This is a genomic window from Roseibium sp. RKSG952 (assembly GCF_009711355.1).
In genome coordinates, this window is the sequence record NZ_SMMF01000911.1 from 1 (window position 1) to 14,580 (window position 14,580).

Sequence of the window (14,580 nt, forward strand, 5' to 3'; positions counted from 1 at the left end):
AAGTGCAACAAGGTAACGGGACGGTTCGGTCCGCCATAAGGGATTGAGCAGCCTTCATTGTGTTGCACTTCGCGCTTGAATTCGCCGGGGCAGCTGTGTGGACGCAACAGCGTCAAAGGCGGGCACAGCCTCCCGGGTTGAAAACCCGACGGGCAGAGGCAGGGAAACGCTCGAGAAGGGCTTCAGGACGTCTCGGGCGTGCAGAGAAAGCGCCGCCGCAATTGGGGCAGGTCCCTTTCAGCTTGTTATCGACGCAGTCGCGGCAGAAGGTGCATTCAAAGGTACAGATAAAGGCATCCGCCGAGCCGGGCGGCAGGTCCTTGTCGCAGCATTCGCAATTGGGGCGCATCTCGAGCATGGCTGGCTTCCTTGGACATGACGTTGTGACGTTCAGTCTACAAGGAATCCGGCAAGTCACAATCCGGCGATCTTCTCAGCGCTCGGTCAGTTTAAGTTCGATCCTTCGGTTCTTCGCGTAGGCCTCTGGTGTTTCGCCTTCTTCCAATGGCTGAAACTCGCCAAATCCGGCGGCAACCAGACGGGATGGATCAACGCCCTGACCAATCAGATAGCGGACCACCGAGATTGCTCGGGCGGCCGACAGTTCCCAGTTGTTTTGGAACCGGCCGGTGCCGGACAGGGGGCGCGCATCCGTATGCCCGTCGATGCGCAGGACCCAGTTGATCTCATCTGGAATTTGCAGGCTGAGTTGGTTGATTGCCTCGGCAAGCTTGTCGAGTTCTTCCCGGCCTTCCGCGTTGATCTGTTCGGAACCGGAATCGAACAGGACCTCGGACTGGAACACGAACCGGTCGCCTACCACCTGGATATCCGAGCGCTGTGACAGGATTTCCCGGAGACGCCCAAAGAAATCCGAGCGGTAGCGTGACAGTTCCTGCACCCGCTGGACAAGCGCCGCGTTCAGACGCCGCCCGAGGCTCGCAATCTTGGCCTGACTTTCGGTTTCCTTGGCCTCTGCTGCTTCCAGTGCCGCGTTGGCGGCTGCGATCTGTCGGCGGAGCGCGGCGATTTGCTGGTTCAACAGCTCGACCTGCGCAAGAGCGCGCTGGCTGACCTGCTTTTCTTCATCCAGCATGGTTTCAAAACGCGCGGCACGGCCGCCTGCGGCATCGGCTTCGCCCGAACTGCTTTCCAGAAGACCAAGCAACCGGTCCCGTTCGCCGGTCGCATCATCGAGGCTGGACCTGAGGCCGGTGATCGTGTCTTCGAGTTCGCTGGAACTTGCCCGTTCCAGGGCGAGCAACTCGGTCAGTTCGCTGATCTGGGCATTCAGCCTGTTCAGAACGGCGTCGCGGCCGGAAATCTGCTGGCTCAGAAAGAACTGCGCAAGCATGAAGATCGACAACAGGAAAATGATAACCAGCAGCAAGGTTGCCATGGCATCCACGAAGCCGGGCCAGTAGTCGGTTCCCTGATTTCGCCGCCGGGCCCGCAAGCCTGCCATGGACTACTCCTTTGCGCGGTCGAAGGCATCCGCAATGGAGGCCAGCAGGGCCTCGACCCGCTTCTGCTGCTCGGCCTGGGACTCCGCCCAGTCGCGCATCATCTGTTGCTCGGACCTGACGTGTTTGACCAGGCCCTGAATGCCCTCGGCCAGATTGGCCATGGCCTGCGCCGACACCTTGCCGCCGCCTTCCTCAACGGTTTTCTGAAGGTTGGCGATCGCCTCCTGGATCTGGTGTGATCCGGATGCCGGTTCCGCGAACAGAGCACCGTCTTCGGGTTCAATGTCGGTGACGGTCGAGAGCCAATCTTCCAGCTCGGTGTAAAACCGGTTTTGCGCCTGACCTGCCTGAAGGTCCAGAAAGCCGAGGATCAATGAACCGGTAAGACCGAAAAGCGACGAGGAAAAGGCAGTTCCCATACCGGACAGGGGTGCTTCGAGCCCTGCTTTCAGTTCTTCGAAGATCACGTTCGAATCGCCGGATCCGACATCAAGGGACTGGATGGTGCTGCCGACGGCGCTGACCGTTTGCAAAAGACCCCAGAACGTTCCCAGCAGACCGAGGAACACCAGCAATCCCGTGAGATACCGGGAAATCTCGCGGGACTCCTCAAGGCGCATGCCGATGGAATCGAGAATGGTCCGCGCCGTTGACGGCGTCAGAGCCATCTCGCCGACCTTGTTGCCCAGAAGTGTCGCCATTGGCGCCAGAAGAACCGGCGATCTGGTGTCTAGGCTTGGATCACCCATTCGAAAATTGTTGACCCACGCAATCTCGGGAAACAGCCGGATGACCCGCCCGAACAGCAACAGGATCCCGAAAACACCGACAAACACGATCAGGCCGTTGAGGCCCGGGTTGCTCATGAAGGCGGTCTGGATCTGGGGAAACAGGATGAAAGCGATAAAGGCGACGATCACCAGAAAGATGATCATGAAGGATAAGTATGCCCTCGGGCTGGACAGACTGTAGGGATCAAAGTCACGCGCCATCGGTCGCCAAAGCACTCGCCAGTTAACAGGTCATCGATTGATAACGTGATTTCGCGAGGCTTGGAAACCGTTATTCTCGTAACGCCATGGTGTTAACCACGACAAAGCGCCGCAGCTGCGTTCAGGCAGCGCGGCGCTTTGATGTTCAGGTCCCGCGGGAATTGTAGCCCCGGTATCAGGCGGCAGCCTTTTTCAAAAGGCGCAGAAGGCGGCGGTGAGCGTATTCGTTTCCGGCCACAACGTCACCAGACTCAAGCATGCTGTCCTTGCCGGTCATGTCGCTGACATACCCGCCAGCTTCCTTGACCATCAGGATACCGGCAGCAATGTCCCAGGAATTCAGGCTGTGCTCCCAATAGCCGTCCATGCGGCCAGATGCGACCCATGCTAGATCAAGGGCAGCCGCGCCACATCGGCGAATGCCGGCAACTTCGGGCATGACATGGCGCAATTCCTTGAGGGCGCGGCCATGGTCCCCCTTGCCGATGAACGGCAAGCCGGTGGCGATCAGCATGTCGGGCAGGTCTTCACGGGCTGCGACGCGCAAGCGTCGGTCGTTCAGATAGGCTCCGCGCCCGCGCTCGGCGGTGTAAAGCTCGTCCATGACCGGATTGTAGATCACGGCAGCCACGATTTGCCCCTGGCGTTCCAGGGCGATCGAGGTTGCGAAGATCGGCACGCCATGGAGGAAGTTGGTGGTGCCGTCAAGCGGGTCGATATGCCAGCGGTGCTGACCGTCGGTGCCTTCGACTTCGCCGCTTTCTTCCATCACAAGACCGTAGGTCGGACGGGCCTTGGTCAATTCGGCACGCACGATCTCTTCGGCCTTGCGGTCGGCTGCGGAGACGAAATCTCCGGGCCCCTTGCGGGAAACCTGCAGGTTTTCAACTTCGCCGAAGTCGCGAACGAGACTGCGACCTGCCTTGGTCGCGGCCTGAACCATTACGTTTAGGATCGCTGTGCGTGCCATGAATTCTGCCAGTGAAGTAGGGCGCGCCGGTGCAAGGGACCGGCGCGCGGAATATTATGATTAAGGGTGTTAGTCGGCGCGGCGGACGTATTCCAGCGAGCCGGTGTCGACGATGATCTTTTCGCCTGCGGTGATGAACGGCGGGACCATGACGCGGACGCCGTTTTCCATCAGAGCCGGCTTGTAGGAGGAAGACTGGGTCTGGCCCTTGACGACGGCGTCGGCTTCCCGGATTTCGAGCGTGACGAACTGGGGCAGGGTGATGCCGATCGGGCGCTCTTCGTGGAGTTCCACGGTCACCATCATGCCGTCTTGCAGGAATGCGGCGCGGTCGCCGACAAAGTCCGCCTGCAGTTCGAGCTGCTCGTAGGTCTCGGTGTCCATGAAGATCAGCATGTCTTCCTGGGTGTAGAGATACTGGAAGTCCTTTTGCTCCAGCCGGACGCGCTCGACCTTGTCTTCCGACCGGAAGCGCTCGTTCAGCTTGCGGCCATCGATCAGGTTCTTCATCTCGACCTGTGCGAAGGCACCGCCCTTGCCCGGCTTGACGTGCTGGACCTTGACCACTGCCCACAGGGTGTCCTGATGCTGCAGCACGTTGCCCGGCTTGATTTCGTTACCGTTGATTTTCATGGAACGACCAATTGCATTGAATTTTTGACGAAGCGAATGGCGGCAGCAGCTCCGATGCCAAGCGCGCGACCATCCAATGTGCGGCCTGTCCTACACAAATCATGGCGGGTTTCAAGGAAAAAAGCCCTTGCGCCGGTCAGACAGCAGTCCGGAGGTGTCAGGGGGAGGCCATGGACGGATCGTTGGACGGCGGCAGAAGGGTTGCCGTATTGCGCTCGGCTTCCACGCGCGCGGCCTCGAGGACTTCGTTGGGCAGAGTTTCGACGAAGTCATCCAGTTGCAGGTCGTCTACGCCAAGCGCACGCGCCATATAGTGCCAGGCGGCGGCCTTCACCAGATCCTGTTCCCGGCCAGCCCCGTATGCGTAAATCTTGGCCAGCCTGTTCATGGCGACCGGATTTCCGGAAGCGGCCGCGCGTTCGAACCATGCTGCGGCTTCCGCCTGATCAACGTCGACGCCACGTCCCTGAAACCGCAAAATGCCATAGTAGACCTGAGCCGAGGTGTGTCCCCGGCGTGCTGCCCGGCCGAGCCAGAAAGCGCCCAGTCCGGGGTCGTTCAGACCATTCAGGCCCTCCATATAGGCAAGGCCGAGGGCATATTGCGCCTTGGGGTCATTTTGCTGGGCTGACTGGCGCAGGTAGTCCAGTGCCTTGTCCGCATCATAGGGACGGCCGTCGCCTTCCTGATAAATGATGGCGAGATTGTAGAGTGCGTTCGGGTTGCCGGCTTTTGCCGCGATATCGAAGAGGTCGGCGGCCCTCGACTTGTCCTGTTGGACGCCGTCGCCAACCAGATAAAGCTGTGCAAGCCTCAATGCGGCCTGGGGGTCGTTCTTGGCTGCGGCGAGTTTATACCAGTCCGCAGCCTTTTTCTTGTCTTGCTGAATGCCATAGCCGGTTTCGTGCAAGACTCCGAGAAGCGTTTGGGCCGGCGCGTCTCCGGCTTCGGCAAGAGGCGTCGCGATGGAAAGCGCCGTCAGGTACCACCCGCGCTGGAACAGGCCATAAGCAAGGTCCGTGGTCGGTTCTTCTCCCTCCACGAGCTGAGGCAACGGGGCGGTTAGCGGACTTGGAAGAGAGGGTTGTGCGAAGGCTGACTGGTCACCGGCGACCGGAGGCAATCCTTCTATCGTATCGCCCGTCAACGGCTGTGTGGTCACCGGGGCCGCAGGCGCCTCGCTGGCACCGCCGGCCTCTTGCGCAATGGCCGGGGAACCGGCAAATGGCAGGCTTGCCAGCATGGCCGCCGCAACGACCGGTGTTGCTCGCTGGAGTTTCCGTGCCGCCGGATGGTTAGTCGGACTCCTCAAAGGGATAGCCCTCCAAAATCGCATTGATTGCAGCCACAGCCGAAGCCGGACCATCGCTATGGTGCCAGACTGCGTCCTTCATGGCTACGAAATCCGCGCCGGTTTCCGCAGCTGTTTCTGCAGAGGCAATAGTCTTGCCGCCCAGTGCCACACAAGGTGTTTCGAACAGTTCCGCCCACCACTGGGCGCGCGAGACCGTCTTGGGGTGCGGTTCATCCTGTTCATCAAGGTCAAGCCGGCCGTAAAACAGGTAATCGATCCCGGTTTCGGCCCATTCCATGTCCTGATGCTTGAGCTTCGTACCACCTGCGCCGACAATCTTCTCCGGCTGCAGGCTTTCGACGGCCAGTTTGACATCGTCCAGCGAGGTCTCGATATGAGCCCCGTCTGCGCCGGTGCGGCCAGCCACCTGCGTATCGCCGAAAATGATTGCGGCTGCACCGTTTTGCTGAATGATCGGAACCAGTTTTTCGGCGGCCGACTGGAGATCCTTGGCCGGCGCATCGGGCAGATAGATCAGAACGCTTGCAACATCCCCGCCCTGAAAAGCTGAGGCCAGATCGATTGCCAGCTTGTCCGGGTCGAAACTGGAGGGCGTTACAAGAAACAGGCGCGGTCGGTTCACGGGACAAGATCCAGGTTGCTGAGAGAAATGGCGTATCAGCGAACAACGGTTCGCTTGTTGTCCCTAAACACGGCAAAAGAGGGACGCAAGGCCCCTCTTTCGTGAAATTGCAACTTGAGCCGGAAATCAGCCGATTTTCGGGTCGAGGCTACCGTCCGCATAGCGGGCCGCCATTTCCGCGAGGGTTGCAACCCGCTTGATCCTGGAGGCCTGTCCGGCTGTGTTGAAGGCTTCGAGACGCTGTTCGCACAGCTTCTGCATGGCTTCACGGGCGGGCTTCAGATATTTGCGCGGGTCGAACTCGCCCGGATTGTCGGACAGTATCTTGCGGATCTGACCGGTCATAGCCATGCGGTTGTCGGTGTCGATGTTGATCTTGCGCACGCCATTCTTGATGCCGCGCTGGATTTCTTCCACCGGCACACCCCAGGTCTGAGGCATTTCACCACCATACTGGTTGATGATGTCCTGAAGATCCTGCGGCACGGACGAGGAGCCATGCATGACCAGATGCGTGTCCGGCAGGCGGCGGTGGATTTCCTCGATCACATGCATCGCAAGGATGTCACCATCGGGCTTGCGGGTAAACTTGTAAGCGCCGTGGCTGGTGCCCATGGCGATTGCAAGCGCATCGACCTTGGTTTCCTGTACGAACTTGACCGCTTCTTCGGGGTCGGTCAGCAGCTGGTCATGGCTGAGCTTGCCTTCGGCACCATGACCATCTTCCTTGTCGCCCATGCCGGTTTCAAGCGAGCCGAGGACACCGAGTTCGCCTTCAACTGAAATGCCGCCGAGATGGGCCATGTCGGTCACGGTCTTGGTGACACCAACATTGTAGGTCCAGTCCGCAGGGGTCTTGCCGTCGGCTTCGAGCGAGCCGTCCATCATCACGGAGGTGAAGCCGGACTGGATGGCGGTCATGCAGGTGGCCGGGGCATTTCCGTGATCCAGATGCACGCAAACCGGGATATGCGGATAGATTTCGGTGACCGCATCCATCATGTGCTTCAGCATGACGTCGTGAGCATAGGCACGTGCGCCGCGCGAGGCCTGGATGATCACGGGAGAATCGGTCTTGTCGGCTGCCGCCATGATGGCCAGCGCCTGTTCCATGTTGTTGATGTTGAACGCGGGAACCCCGTAATCGTGCTCGGCCGCGTGGTCGAGCAGTTGGCGAAGGGTAATACGAGCCATGCAATTCTCCCAGTGTACCGGCTGACATGGTCTGCGCGTCAGCGCCAAAGCAAATCAGCCGTTTTGCAACGCATTCATGTAACAGGGTTCTAGCAAACTGCGGCCGAGATGGAAGACCGGGGCTTCGGACTTAAATCAATTAAAATCCAAAAACTTGCATGTTTTTTCGTGCTGAATAATTCATCTGGCGAAATAAAACTTGGGAACAGCCAAACCCGGCTTTGCGCCGGGCTTGATATTTGCATTCAGTCTTCCAGGGCTTTCACCCCCGGCAGCTCCTTGCCTTCCAGCCATTCGAGAAAGGCACCGCCTGCGGTGGATACGTAGGAGAAGTCACTTGCAGCTCCGGCATGGTTGAGGGCTGCAACCGTGTCGCCGCCGCCGGCAACCGAGTTCAGTTTTCCGTTCCGGGTTTCCTGTGCGGCGAATTGGGCGGCTGCGACGGTGGCCTTGTCGAAAGGCTCGATTTCGAAGGCACCAAGCGGGCCGTTCCAGACAAGGGTTTCAGCGGCTTCGATCTTGTCCCGAACGGTCTTGATCGAGGCGCTGCCGACGTCGAGGATCATCGTATCGGCCGGAATGGCGTCGAGCGGAACGGTCTCATTTTCGGCACCTGCCTTGAATTCGCGGGCGACCACAGCATCAACCGGCAGAACGATTTCGCAACGGGCCGTTTCTGCTGCGCTCATGATCCTTTTGGCGGTGTCTGCCAGATCATGCTCGCACAGGGACTTGCCGACATCGACGCCCTTGGCGGCGAGGAAGGTGTTGGCCATGCCGCCACCGATCACCAGCATGTCGACCTTGGAAACGAGGTTCTCGAGAAGGTCGATCTTCGAGGATACCTTGGCGCCTCCAACAACGGCGAGAACCGGACGTTTCGGTTTCCCGAGGGCCGATTGCAGGGCTTCGAGTTCGGCCTGCATGGTCCGGCCGACATAGGCGGGCAGAAGGCGGGCAATGCCTTCCGTCGATCCGTGGGCGCGATGGGCTGCGGAAAAGGCGTCATTGACATAGATGTCGCCGTTCGCCGCCAATGCCTCTGCAAAGGCCGGGTCGTTCTTTTCCTCGCCCTTGTGGAAACGGGTGTTTTCCAGAAGCAGAACAGAGCCGTTTTCCATGGCGGATACGGCGGCGCTTGCAACGTCGCCGATGCAATCATCGGCAAAAGCGACCGGCTTGCCGAGCAGATCCGCCACAGCCGGGGCAACCGGTGCCAGAGACATGTCCGCAACCCGTTCGCCCTTCGGGCGGCCAAAGTGGGCCAGAAGAATGACTTTCGCGCCCTTCCCGGACAGTTCGCGAATGGTCGGAAGGACACGGTCGATACGCGTGGTGTCGGTGACGCGGCCATTTTCCATGGGCACGTTCAGATCCACGCGCACGAGCACACGTTTGCCGGCAGTATCGGTCAGATCATCGAGTGTTTTGAATGTCATGAGAGATCCTGAATGCTATTTTTACGGGCGGGAAGAACTGGTAGTGACCGCTATTCCGATACCGAACAGGGTCAGGAGGATGCCGAAAGTGCGTTCCATCCAGAGCTTGATGCTCAGAAAGCCCTGGCGCACGGCAGGAAGAGTGAAGAAACATGTCACCAGCACAAACCAGAGAAACACACCGCTGGCCATGATCATGCCGTAGCCGATCTTGGTCCAGAGCGCGGTTTCAGGGGAAGTGACCTGCAGGAACACGCTCAGCGCAAACATGGTGGCCTTCGGATTGGTCACATTCGTCAGAAAGCCCCAGCGCAAGGCCTTCAACGGCGGCATGGCGTCCGCACCGGAAGCCGCCGGGGCTTGAGGCGATGCGCTCCGGAACATGGTTATGCCGAGAAACACAAGATAGGCGGCGCCGATCAGTTTCAGGATGTTGAACACAAGGATGGACTGGGAGACAAGCAGTCCGATGCCTGCAAGTGCATAGGCAACATGAACGGCAAGCGCCAACCCTATCCCGAGTGCGGTCATGATCCCGGCAAGGCGGCCGCCGATCAAGGCGTTGCGCAGGACAACGGCAAAATCGGGCCCGGGCACGATCGCAACAACAATCGTCAGCGAAATAACAGTCAGAAGTTCAATCATGTTCGGATCTTTGTTTGCAGTCCCGGCTGAAGTGCCTCGCGGGATTGGTCAAGTGGTCAGTTCAAATCAGACCACTACGCGCTTTTTCGGGTCGCGTACAAGACGTCAATCGCTTTTGATGCCGGATTTCAGCCAGCAAGGGGTTTGCGGGTAAAAAGCGTCGGGTAGTCGAAGACGATGCCGTTTTCGTCGACAGGCAGATCTGCCTCAAACGCCCGGTCAATTGCTTCATAACGGTAAAGTTCAAAGGGCTGGATACACGTGTAGGCCTGATCGTCAAGGCGCGGTGCCAATGTATCGAACGGTACATAGAGCATCTTGAACTGTTGCCGGGCTTGAGGTTCGTGTTTTGCCAGCCGTCTGACGGGAAGCGTGTTTGTAAACGGGGTGCCGGCCAGATCGATATCGATTGCCCCCTGGAATCTGGCGAGTTGTTTGCCAGTCGTGTCGGACCAGTTGCCCTCGCCGTCAGACATGAGATGAAGCAGGCGGCCATCCACGCTGAGGACCTTGAAGTTCCGCACCCGCCACTTGGAATCGCAGATGATCTTGTAGGAAATCCCGTACGGAATCCCGCCGCGATTGCCGGCCAGCACGCTTCGAACCTTCACGGCATTGCCGTTTGCCTCGATCCAGAGATGCTCCAGCCCATTCCTGTCTGTCGAAGACCAGCGGTATGTCGCCGTGAATGACGTCCGGAACTTCATGATGTCCTCCAGATTGTGGCTTGCGCTTACACCACTTCGGTTGCCGGGCATAACTCGGCGATGTTCCTGTGTAAAACGAAACAGGCCTTGAGGGGGGAGAGGTACAGTTAAATCTGGCCGCTGATCAAGGATATAGACACATCAGTGTCTTTACTGGTTAATATCAAATGATCGAATTTTCTTGGTGTGGGAGACTATATAGCATTTCTAAAATGAAAATTTTCAGGAACATCGCATTTTGGTTAAGTTTTTTCCGATTATATGAAACAATTCATTTCCAATTTGGTGGGTTTTTCATTCCTAAACAAGGTGAGGTGGCCAGTTGAGTGTTGATGCTATTCCAGCGGCGTACAGTATCAACAGGAGGCCAAAGACGCGTTCCATTTGAGGTCTGATACGTATGAAAAAACCTAAAATGGCTGGAACTGTAAATAGATAACTTACAACGAAAAACCAAATTAAAAAAGAACTGGAGATTATAAAGCCAAGAATTAATTTTTCCGAAAGTCCCATATTTGGTGAAATTATTTGCAAAAAAACAGTTAGTATGAATATAATAACTTTTGGGTTTGTCAGATTTGTAAAAAAACCCCATTTGAATGCTTGGAGGGGTGGCATTCCTGTAGCAAAACTGCTCTTCGGAATATCTGCCCGTGCTGACTGGAACATTCGGATGCTAAGAAATGCCAGATAGCCAGCGCCGATTAATTTAAGTACTTCATATAGGTTGGGGGACCATGTCAGGAGAAATCCGATGCCTGCAATCGTGTAGCTGACATGAACAGCAGCTGCCAGTCCGATGCCGACAGCTGTCATCACCCCTGCTATTCTTCCTCCAGCTAATGAGTTTCTGAGGACGACCGCGAAGTCGGGTCCGGGAGCCATAACAATAATCGCTGTCAAGGAAAGCGCTGCAAAGTAACTATGCATAGTATTTCATTCCTGCGGTTTTTTAATTATTTACATGATTAATTTACTTTTCCTTTGTTATTGATTTTCCGGGTTATTTGGTAGTAGAAAAGGCGGGTGCAATACTGCGCCCGCCTTCGTGACAGAATAGAAATATTGTTTTAGTGGAACTCAGATAAGCTTTGCCATTGCGATGGCCGTGTCGGCCATCCGGTTGGAGAAGCCCCATTCGTTGTCGTACCAGGTCAGGATCCGGACAAACGTGCCGTCCATGACCTTGGTCTGGTCCGTATGGAAGACGGAAGAATGCGGGTCATGGTTGAAGTCCATGGAAACCAGCTTGTCGTCGGTGTAGCCAAGAATGCCCTTCAGCTTGCCGTTGGCTGCTTCCTTGATGGCCGCGTTGACTTCCTCGACCGTGGTTTCGCGCTTGGCGATGAAGTTGAGGTCGACGACCGATACATTCGGGGTCGGTACGCGGATCGCGACACCGTCCAGCTTGCCGTTCAGTTCCGGCAGAACCAGACCAACTGCCTTCGCGGCACCCGTGGAGGTCGGGATCATCGACATGGCTGCCGCACGGGCCCGGTAGAGGTCCTTGTGCATGGTGTCGAGGGTCGGCTGGTCACCGGTATAGGAGTGGATCGTCGTCATGAAGCCCTTTTCAATGCCGACGGCATCGTTGAGGACATAGGCGACCGGGGCCAGGCAGTTCGTGGTGCAGGACGCATTGGAGACGACCAGGTCGTCCTTGGTCAGCGCGCTGTCGTTGACGCCGTAGACGATGGTCTTGTCGGCGCCGGCAGCCGGTGCGGAGACAAGAACACGCTTGGCACCTGCATCGAGATGGGCAACCGCCTTTTCCTTGGCAGTGAAGATGCCGGTGCATTCCATGGCGACTTCAACGCCGAGTTCGCCCCAGGGCAGATCCTTCGGATCGCGGATCGCGGTCACCTTGATCGGCTTGCCGCCACCGACAGTAATCGTGTCGCCGTCAACGGTGACTTCGGCCGGAAAGCGGCCATGAACGGAATCATAGCGCAGGAGATGCGCGTTGGTCTCGACCGGGCCGAGGTCGTTGATTGCGACCACTTCGATATCGGTGCGGCCGGACTCGACGATGGCGCGCAGGACATTGCGGCCGATGCGGCCAAAACCATTGATTGCTACCTTGGTAACCATATTCCACTCCCCGGGATCTTGAGCGCTGGTCTTAACTGGTGGGTGACCGTGAAACGGCCGAAATTCTGGCACCTCGGTGCCGGAAGGGGCAACCACCCGCAGGAGCGGGTGGCGCAAGAAATTGTCAGGCTGCGTCGGCTGCGAGTTTCGACTGGGCCGCTGCGACAATTGCTGCAGCGGTAATGCCGAAATGCTCGTAGAGTTCCTTGTACGGACCGCTGGCTCCAAAACCGGTCATGCCGATGAAGGTGCCGTCTGTTCCGACAAAGCGGTCCCAGCCCATGCGGATACCGGCTTCGACCGCAATCTTGACCGGGCTGTTGCCGATGATCGCTGCCTTGTATTCGTTGGACTGCGCTTCAAACAGTTCGAAGCAGGGGACGGAAACCACACGGGCCGAAATGCCGGCTTCCTGCAGCTTGCCATGAGCCTCAACGGCAATCTCCACTTCGGAACCGGACGCAAACAGGGTCACTTGCGGCTCGTCCTCGCTGTCGACCAGGACATAGGCCCCCTTGGCGCAGAGGTTTTCTTCTTCGAAAGTCTTGCGCTGGGAAACGAGGTTCTGGCGCGTCAGGGCAAGAACGGACGGGCCGTTCTTGTTTTCCAGCGACAGCTGCCAGCATTCCAGCGTTTCGGTGACGTCGGCCGGACGGAAGAAGTTGAGGTTCGGGATTGCCCGCAGGGCGGCAAAATGCTCGACCGGCTGGTGCGTCGGACCGTCTTCGCCAAGGCCGATGGAATCATGCGTCATGACATGGACGACACGCTGGTTCATCAGCGCTGCAAGGCGGATCGACGGACGGCAGTAATCGGAGAAAATCAGAAATCCGCCGGAATAGGGGATCAGGCCGCCATGAAGCGCCATGCCGTTCATCCCGGCTGCCATCCCGTGTTCCCGGATGCCCCAATGAATGTAACGGCCGGAGAAATCATCCGGAGTGACCGGAGCCGTCTGGCTGGTCTTGGTGTTGTTCGAGCCGGTCAGGTCGGCCGAGCCGCCAATGGTTTCCGGCACAACTTCATTGATCACGCCCAGAACCGCCTCGGAGGCCTTCCTGGTCGCCATGGTCGGCTGGTCTTCGGCCAGCTTCTTCTTGTAGGCCATCATGGCCGGTTCGAATTCTGCCGGAAGGTCTCCGCGCAGGCGGCGCTCGAATTCCGCGCGCGTTTCGGCATCCTTGTCCGCAAAACGCTTTTCCCAGTCCTTGTGGGCGATGGCAGACCGCAAGCCGGCAATGCGCCAGGCGTCCAGAATGTCGGACGGGATTTCAAATGCTTCGTGTGGCCAGTTCAAGGCTTCGCGTGTTGCCGCGATTTCCTCGGCTCCAAGCGGAGCCCCATGCACCTTTGCGGTGCCGGACTTGTTCGGGGCGCCGAAGCCGATGGTCGTCTTGGCGGCAATAAGCGTCGGGCGGTCGCTTGCCTGGGCCTGGCGAATTGCGGTGGCAATTGCCGACGGATCGTGACCGTCAATGCTGATCGTGTTCCAGCCGGAGGCGGCAAAACGGGCAACCTGATCGGTGCTGTCGGTGATGTCGACGCGGCCATCAATCGAAATGCCGTTGTCGTCCCAGATCACGATCAGCTTGTTCAGTTTCAGGTGACCTGCAAGAGACAGCGCTTCCTGGCTGATGCCTTCCATCAGGCAACCGTCACCGGCAAGCACGTAGGTGAAGTGGTCGACAATGTCCTTGCCGAACCGTTCTTCCTGCAGACGTTCCGCGATTGCCATGCCGACCGCGTTGCCCAGACCCTGACCGAGGGGACCGGTGGTCGTTTCAATACCTGCGCCGTGGCCAAATTCCGGGTGCCCTGCCGTACGCGCGCCGAGCTGACGGAAGTTCTTCAACTCGTCCAGGGAGAAGTCTTCATAGCCCAGAAGATACAGCAGGCTGTAAAGCAGCATGGAGCCGTGGCCCGCGGAGAGAACGAAGCGATCGCGATCCGGCCAGTTCGGCGCGGTCGGATCGAACTTCAGGAACTCGGTAAACAGAACGGTGGCGATGTCGGCTGCGCCCATGGGAAGGCCCGGGTGTCCCGACTTGGCTTTTTCCACGGCATCGATGGCAAGGAAGCGGATCGCGTTTGCCATGCGCTGGTGTTTTTCGAGGTCGGTCATGGTCTTCCCGTGTCTAAAAGCGGCGTCAAAGCCAGATCATCCAAAGGCATCTTGGGGGCGTTTCACATGTATGGTCCGGCAGAGCGGGTTCAAACGCCTTCCCGAGAGTGAAAAGCGCACGACACATATCAGGAACCTTGCGTCTGTCAATAAAGGCAGGACCGCATGCCGTTCACATGTGTTTTGCAGGTCGGATTGCCGAAACCGTCAAGACCGGCATTGACGCCGGGCAAGGGCGCCGCCTAGTGTTTTGGTGTGCCCTGCGCTGTGGGAGGTGAGCAATGGCGCAAATGGCTGAATTTTTGTGCTGCCCCCTAAAAAGGCTGGAGCAAGCGTTGTTTGGCACATAATGTTTCAATAGATAGCTTACCAAAACGCAATCAT

General features: G+C 58.0%; 14 protein-coding genes. All 14 read right to left on the reverse strand.

Annotated features, from left to right (window positions below):
- Positions 1-112: 112 nt before the first annotated feature.
- Complete coding sequence (locus tag E1297_RS18685; protein ID WP_155141015.1) at positions 113-358, reverse strand: DUF1272 domain-containing protein; 246 nt, start codon at positions 356-358, stop codon at positions 113-115.
- A 75-nt stretch (positions 359-433) separates the two neighbouring features.
- The gene (locus E1297_RS18690) at positions 434-1,465 is read right to left on the reverse strand and encodes a peptidoglycan -binding protein (protein ID WP_155141017.1); all 1,032 of its coding nucleotides are present in this window, start codon (positions 1,463-1,465) and stop codon (positions 434-436) included.
- Between the two features lie 3 nt (positions 1,466-1,468).
- On the reverse strand, positions 1,469-2,458 hold the full coding sequence (locus E1297_RS18695; RefSeq protein WP_155141018.1) for a flagellar motor protein MotA: 990 nt from the start codon (positions 2,456-2,458) through the stop codon (positions 1,469-1,471).
- A gap of 175 nt (positions 2,459-2,633) precedes the next feature.
- The gene (locus tag E1297_RS18700; protein WP_155141020.1) at positions 2,634-3,428 is read right to left on the reverse strand and encodes an inositol monophosphatase family protein; all 795 of its coding nucleotides are present in this window, start codon (positions 3,426-3,428) and stop codon (positions 2,634-2,636) included.
- 69 nt (positions 3,429-3,497) lie between these two features.
- Positions 3,498-4,061 carry an elongation factor P gene (gene efp, locus E1297_RS18705; RefSeq protein WP_148631915.1) on the reverse strand — a complete coding sequence of 188 codons (564 nt, stop codon included), beginning with the start codon at positions 4,059-4,061 and terminating at the stop codon, positions 3,498-3,500.
- A 157-nt stretch (positions 4,062-4,218) separates the two neighbouring features.
- A complete protein-coding gene (locus tag E1297_RS18710; protein ID WP_209015854.1) occupies positions 4,219-5,373 on the reverse strand; it encodes an SEL1-like repeat protein in 1,155 nt (384 codons plus the stop codon).
- Complete coding sequence (locus E1297_RS18715; protein ID WP_209015855.1) at positions 5,357-5,998, reverse strand: thiamine phosphate synthase; 642 nt, start codon at positions 5,996-5,998, stop codon at positions 5,357-5,359. Before E1297_RS18715 ends, E1297_RS18710 begins: the two co-directional genes overlap by 17 nt.
- 126 nt (positions 5,999-6,124) lie before the next feature.
- Positions 6,125-7,192 carry a class II fructose-bisphosphate aldolase gene (fba, locus tag E1297_RS18720; RefSeq protein WP_155141024.1) on the reverse strand — a complete coding sequence of 356 codons (1,068 nt, stop codon included), beginning with the start codon at positions 7,190-7,192 and terminating at the stop codon, positions 6,125-6,127.
- A gap of 245 nt (positions 7,193-7,437) precedes the next feature.
- Entirely contained in the window at positions 7,438-8,631 is a 1,194-nt protein-coding gene (gene pgk / locus E1297_RS18725; RefSeq protein WP_155141026.1) for a phosphoglycerate kinase, read from the reverse strand.
- Positions 8,632-8,652: 21 nt separating this feature from the next.
- Positions 8,653-9,276 (reverse strand): LysE family transporter, encoded by a 624-nt coding sequence (locus E1297_RS18730; protein ID WP_155141028.1) that lies wholly within the window; start codon positions 9,274-9,276, stop codon positions 8,653-8,655.
- A gap of 128 nt (positions 9,277-9,404) precedes the next feature.
- Positions 9,405-9,983: a putative glycolipid-binding domain-containing protein gene (locus E1297_RS18735; RefSeq protein WP_155141031.1), complete on the reverse strand. Its 579-nt coding sequence runs from the start codon at positions 9,981-9,983 to the stop codon at positions 9,405-9,407.
- 300 nt (positions 9,984-10,283) lie between these two features.
- Positions 10,284-10,913: a LysE family translocator gene (locus tag E1297_RS18740; RefSeq protein ID WP_155141033.1), complete on the reverse strand. Its 630-nt coding sequence runs from the start codon at positions 10,911-10,913 to the stop codon at positions 10,284-10,286.
- A 150-nt stretch (positions 10,914-11,063) separates the two neighbouring features.
- Entirely contained in the window at positions 11,064-12,074 is a 1,011-nt protein-coding gene (gap, locus tag E1297_RS18745) for a type I glyceraldehyde-3-phosphate dehydrogenase (protein WP_155141036.1), read from the reverse strand.
- Between the two features lie 124 nt (positions 12,075-12,198).
- Entirely contained in the window at positions 12,199-14,196 is a 1,998-nt protein-coding gene (gene tkt / locus E1297_RS18750; RefSeq protein ID WP_155141038.1) for a transketolase, read from the reverse strand.
- Positions 14,197-14,580 lie beyond the last annotated feature (384 nt).

Coding starts and splice junctions, on each gene's coding strand:
- E1297_RS18700 (WP_155141020.1), bottom strand. CDS start 3,428: ATGGCACGCACAGCGATCCTAAACGTAATGGTTCAGGCCGCGACCAAG.
- fba (WP_155141024.1), bottom strand. CDS start 7,192: ATGGCTCGTATTACCCTTCGCCAACTGCTCGACCACGCGGCCGAGCAC.
- gap (WP_155141036.1), bottom strand. CDS start 12,074: ATGGTTACCAAGGTAGCAATCAATGGTTTTGGCCGCATCGGCCGCAAT.
- E1297_RS18695 (WP_155141018.1), bottom strand. CDS start 2,458: ATGGCGCGTGACTTTGATCCCTACAGTCTGTCCAGCCCGAGGGCATAC.
- efp (WP_148631915.1), bottom strand. CDS start 4,061: ATGAAAATCAACGGTAACGAAATCAAGCCGGGCAACGTGCTGCAGCAT.
- E1297_RS18735 (WP_155141031.1), bottom strand. CDS start 9,983: ATGAAGTTCCGGACGTCATTCACGGCGACATACCGCTGGTCTTCGACA.
- tkt (WP_155141038.1), bottom strand. CDS start 14,196: ATGACCGACCTCGAAAAACACCAGCGCATGGCAAACGCGATCCGCTTC.
- E1297_RS18740 (WP_155141033.1), bottom strand. CDS start 10,913: ATGCATAGTTACTTTGCAGCGCTTTCCTTGACAGCGATTATTGTTATG.
- E1297_RS18685 (WP_155141015.1), bottom strand. CDS start 358: ATGCTCGAGATGCGCCCCAATTGCGAATGCTGCGACAAGGACCTGCCG.
- pgk (WP_155141026.1), bottom strand. CDS start 8,631: ATGACATTCAAAACACTCGATGATCTGACCGATACTGCCGGCAAACGT.
- E1297_RS18690 (WP_155141017.1), bottom strand. CDS start 1,465: ATGGCAGGCTTGCGGGCCCGGCGGCGAAATCAGGGAACCGACTACTGG.
- E1297_RS18730 (WP_155141028.1), bottom strand. CDS start 9,276: ATGATTGAACTTCTGACTGTTATTTCGCTGACGATTGTTGTTGCGATC.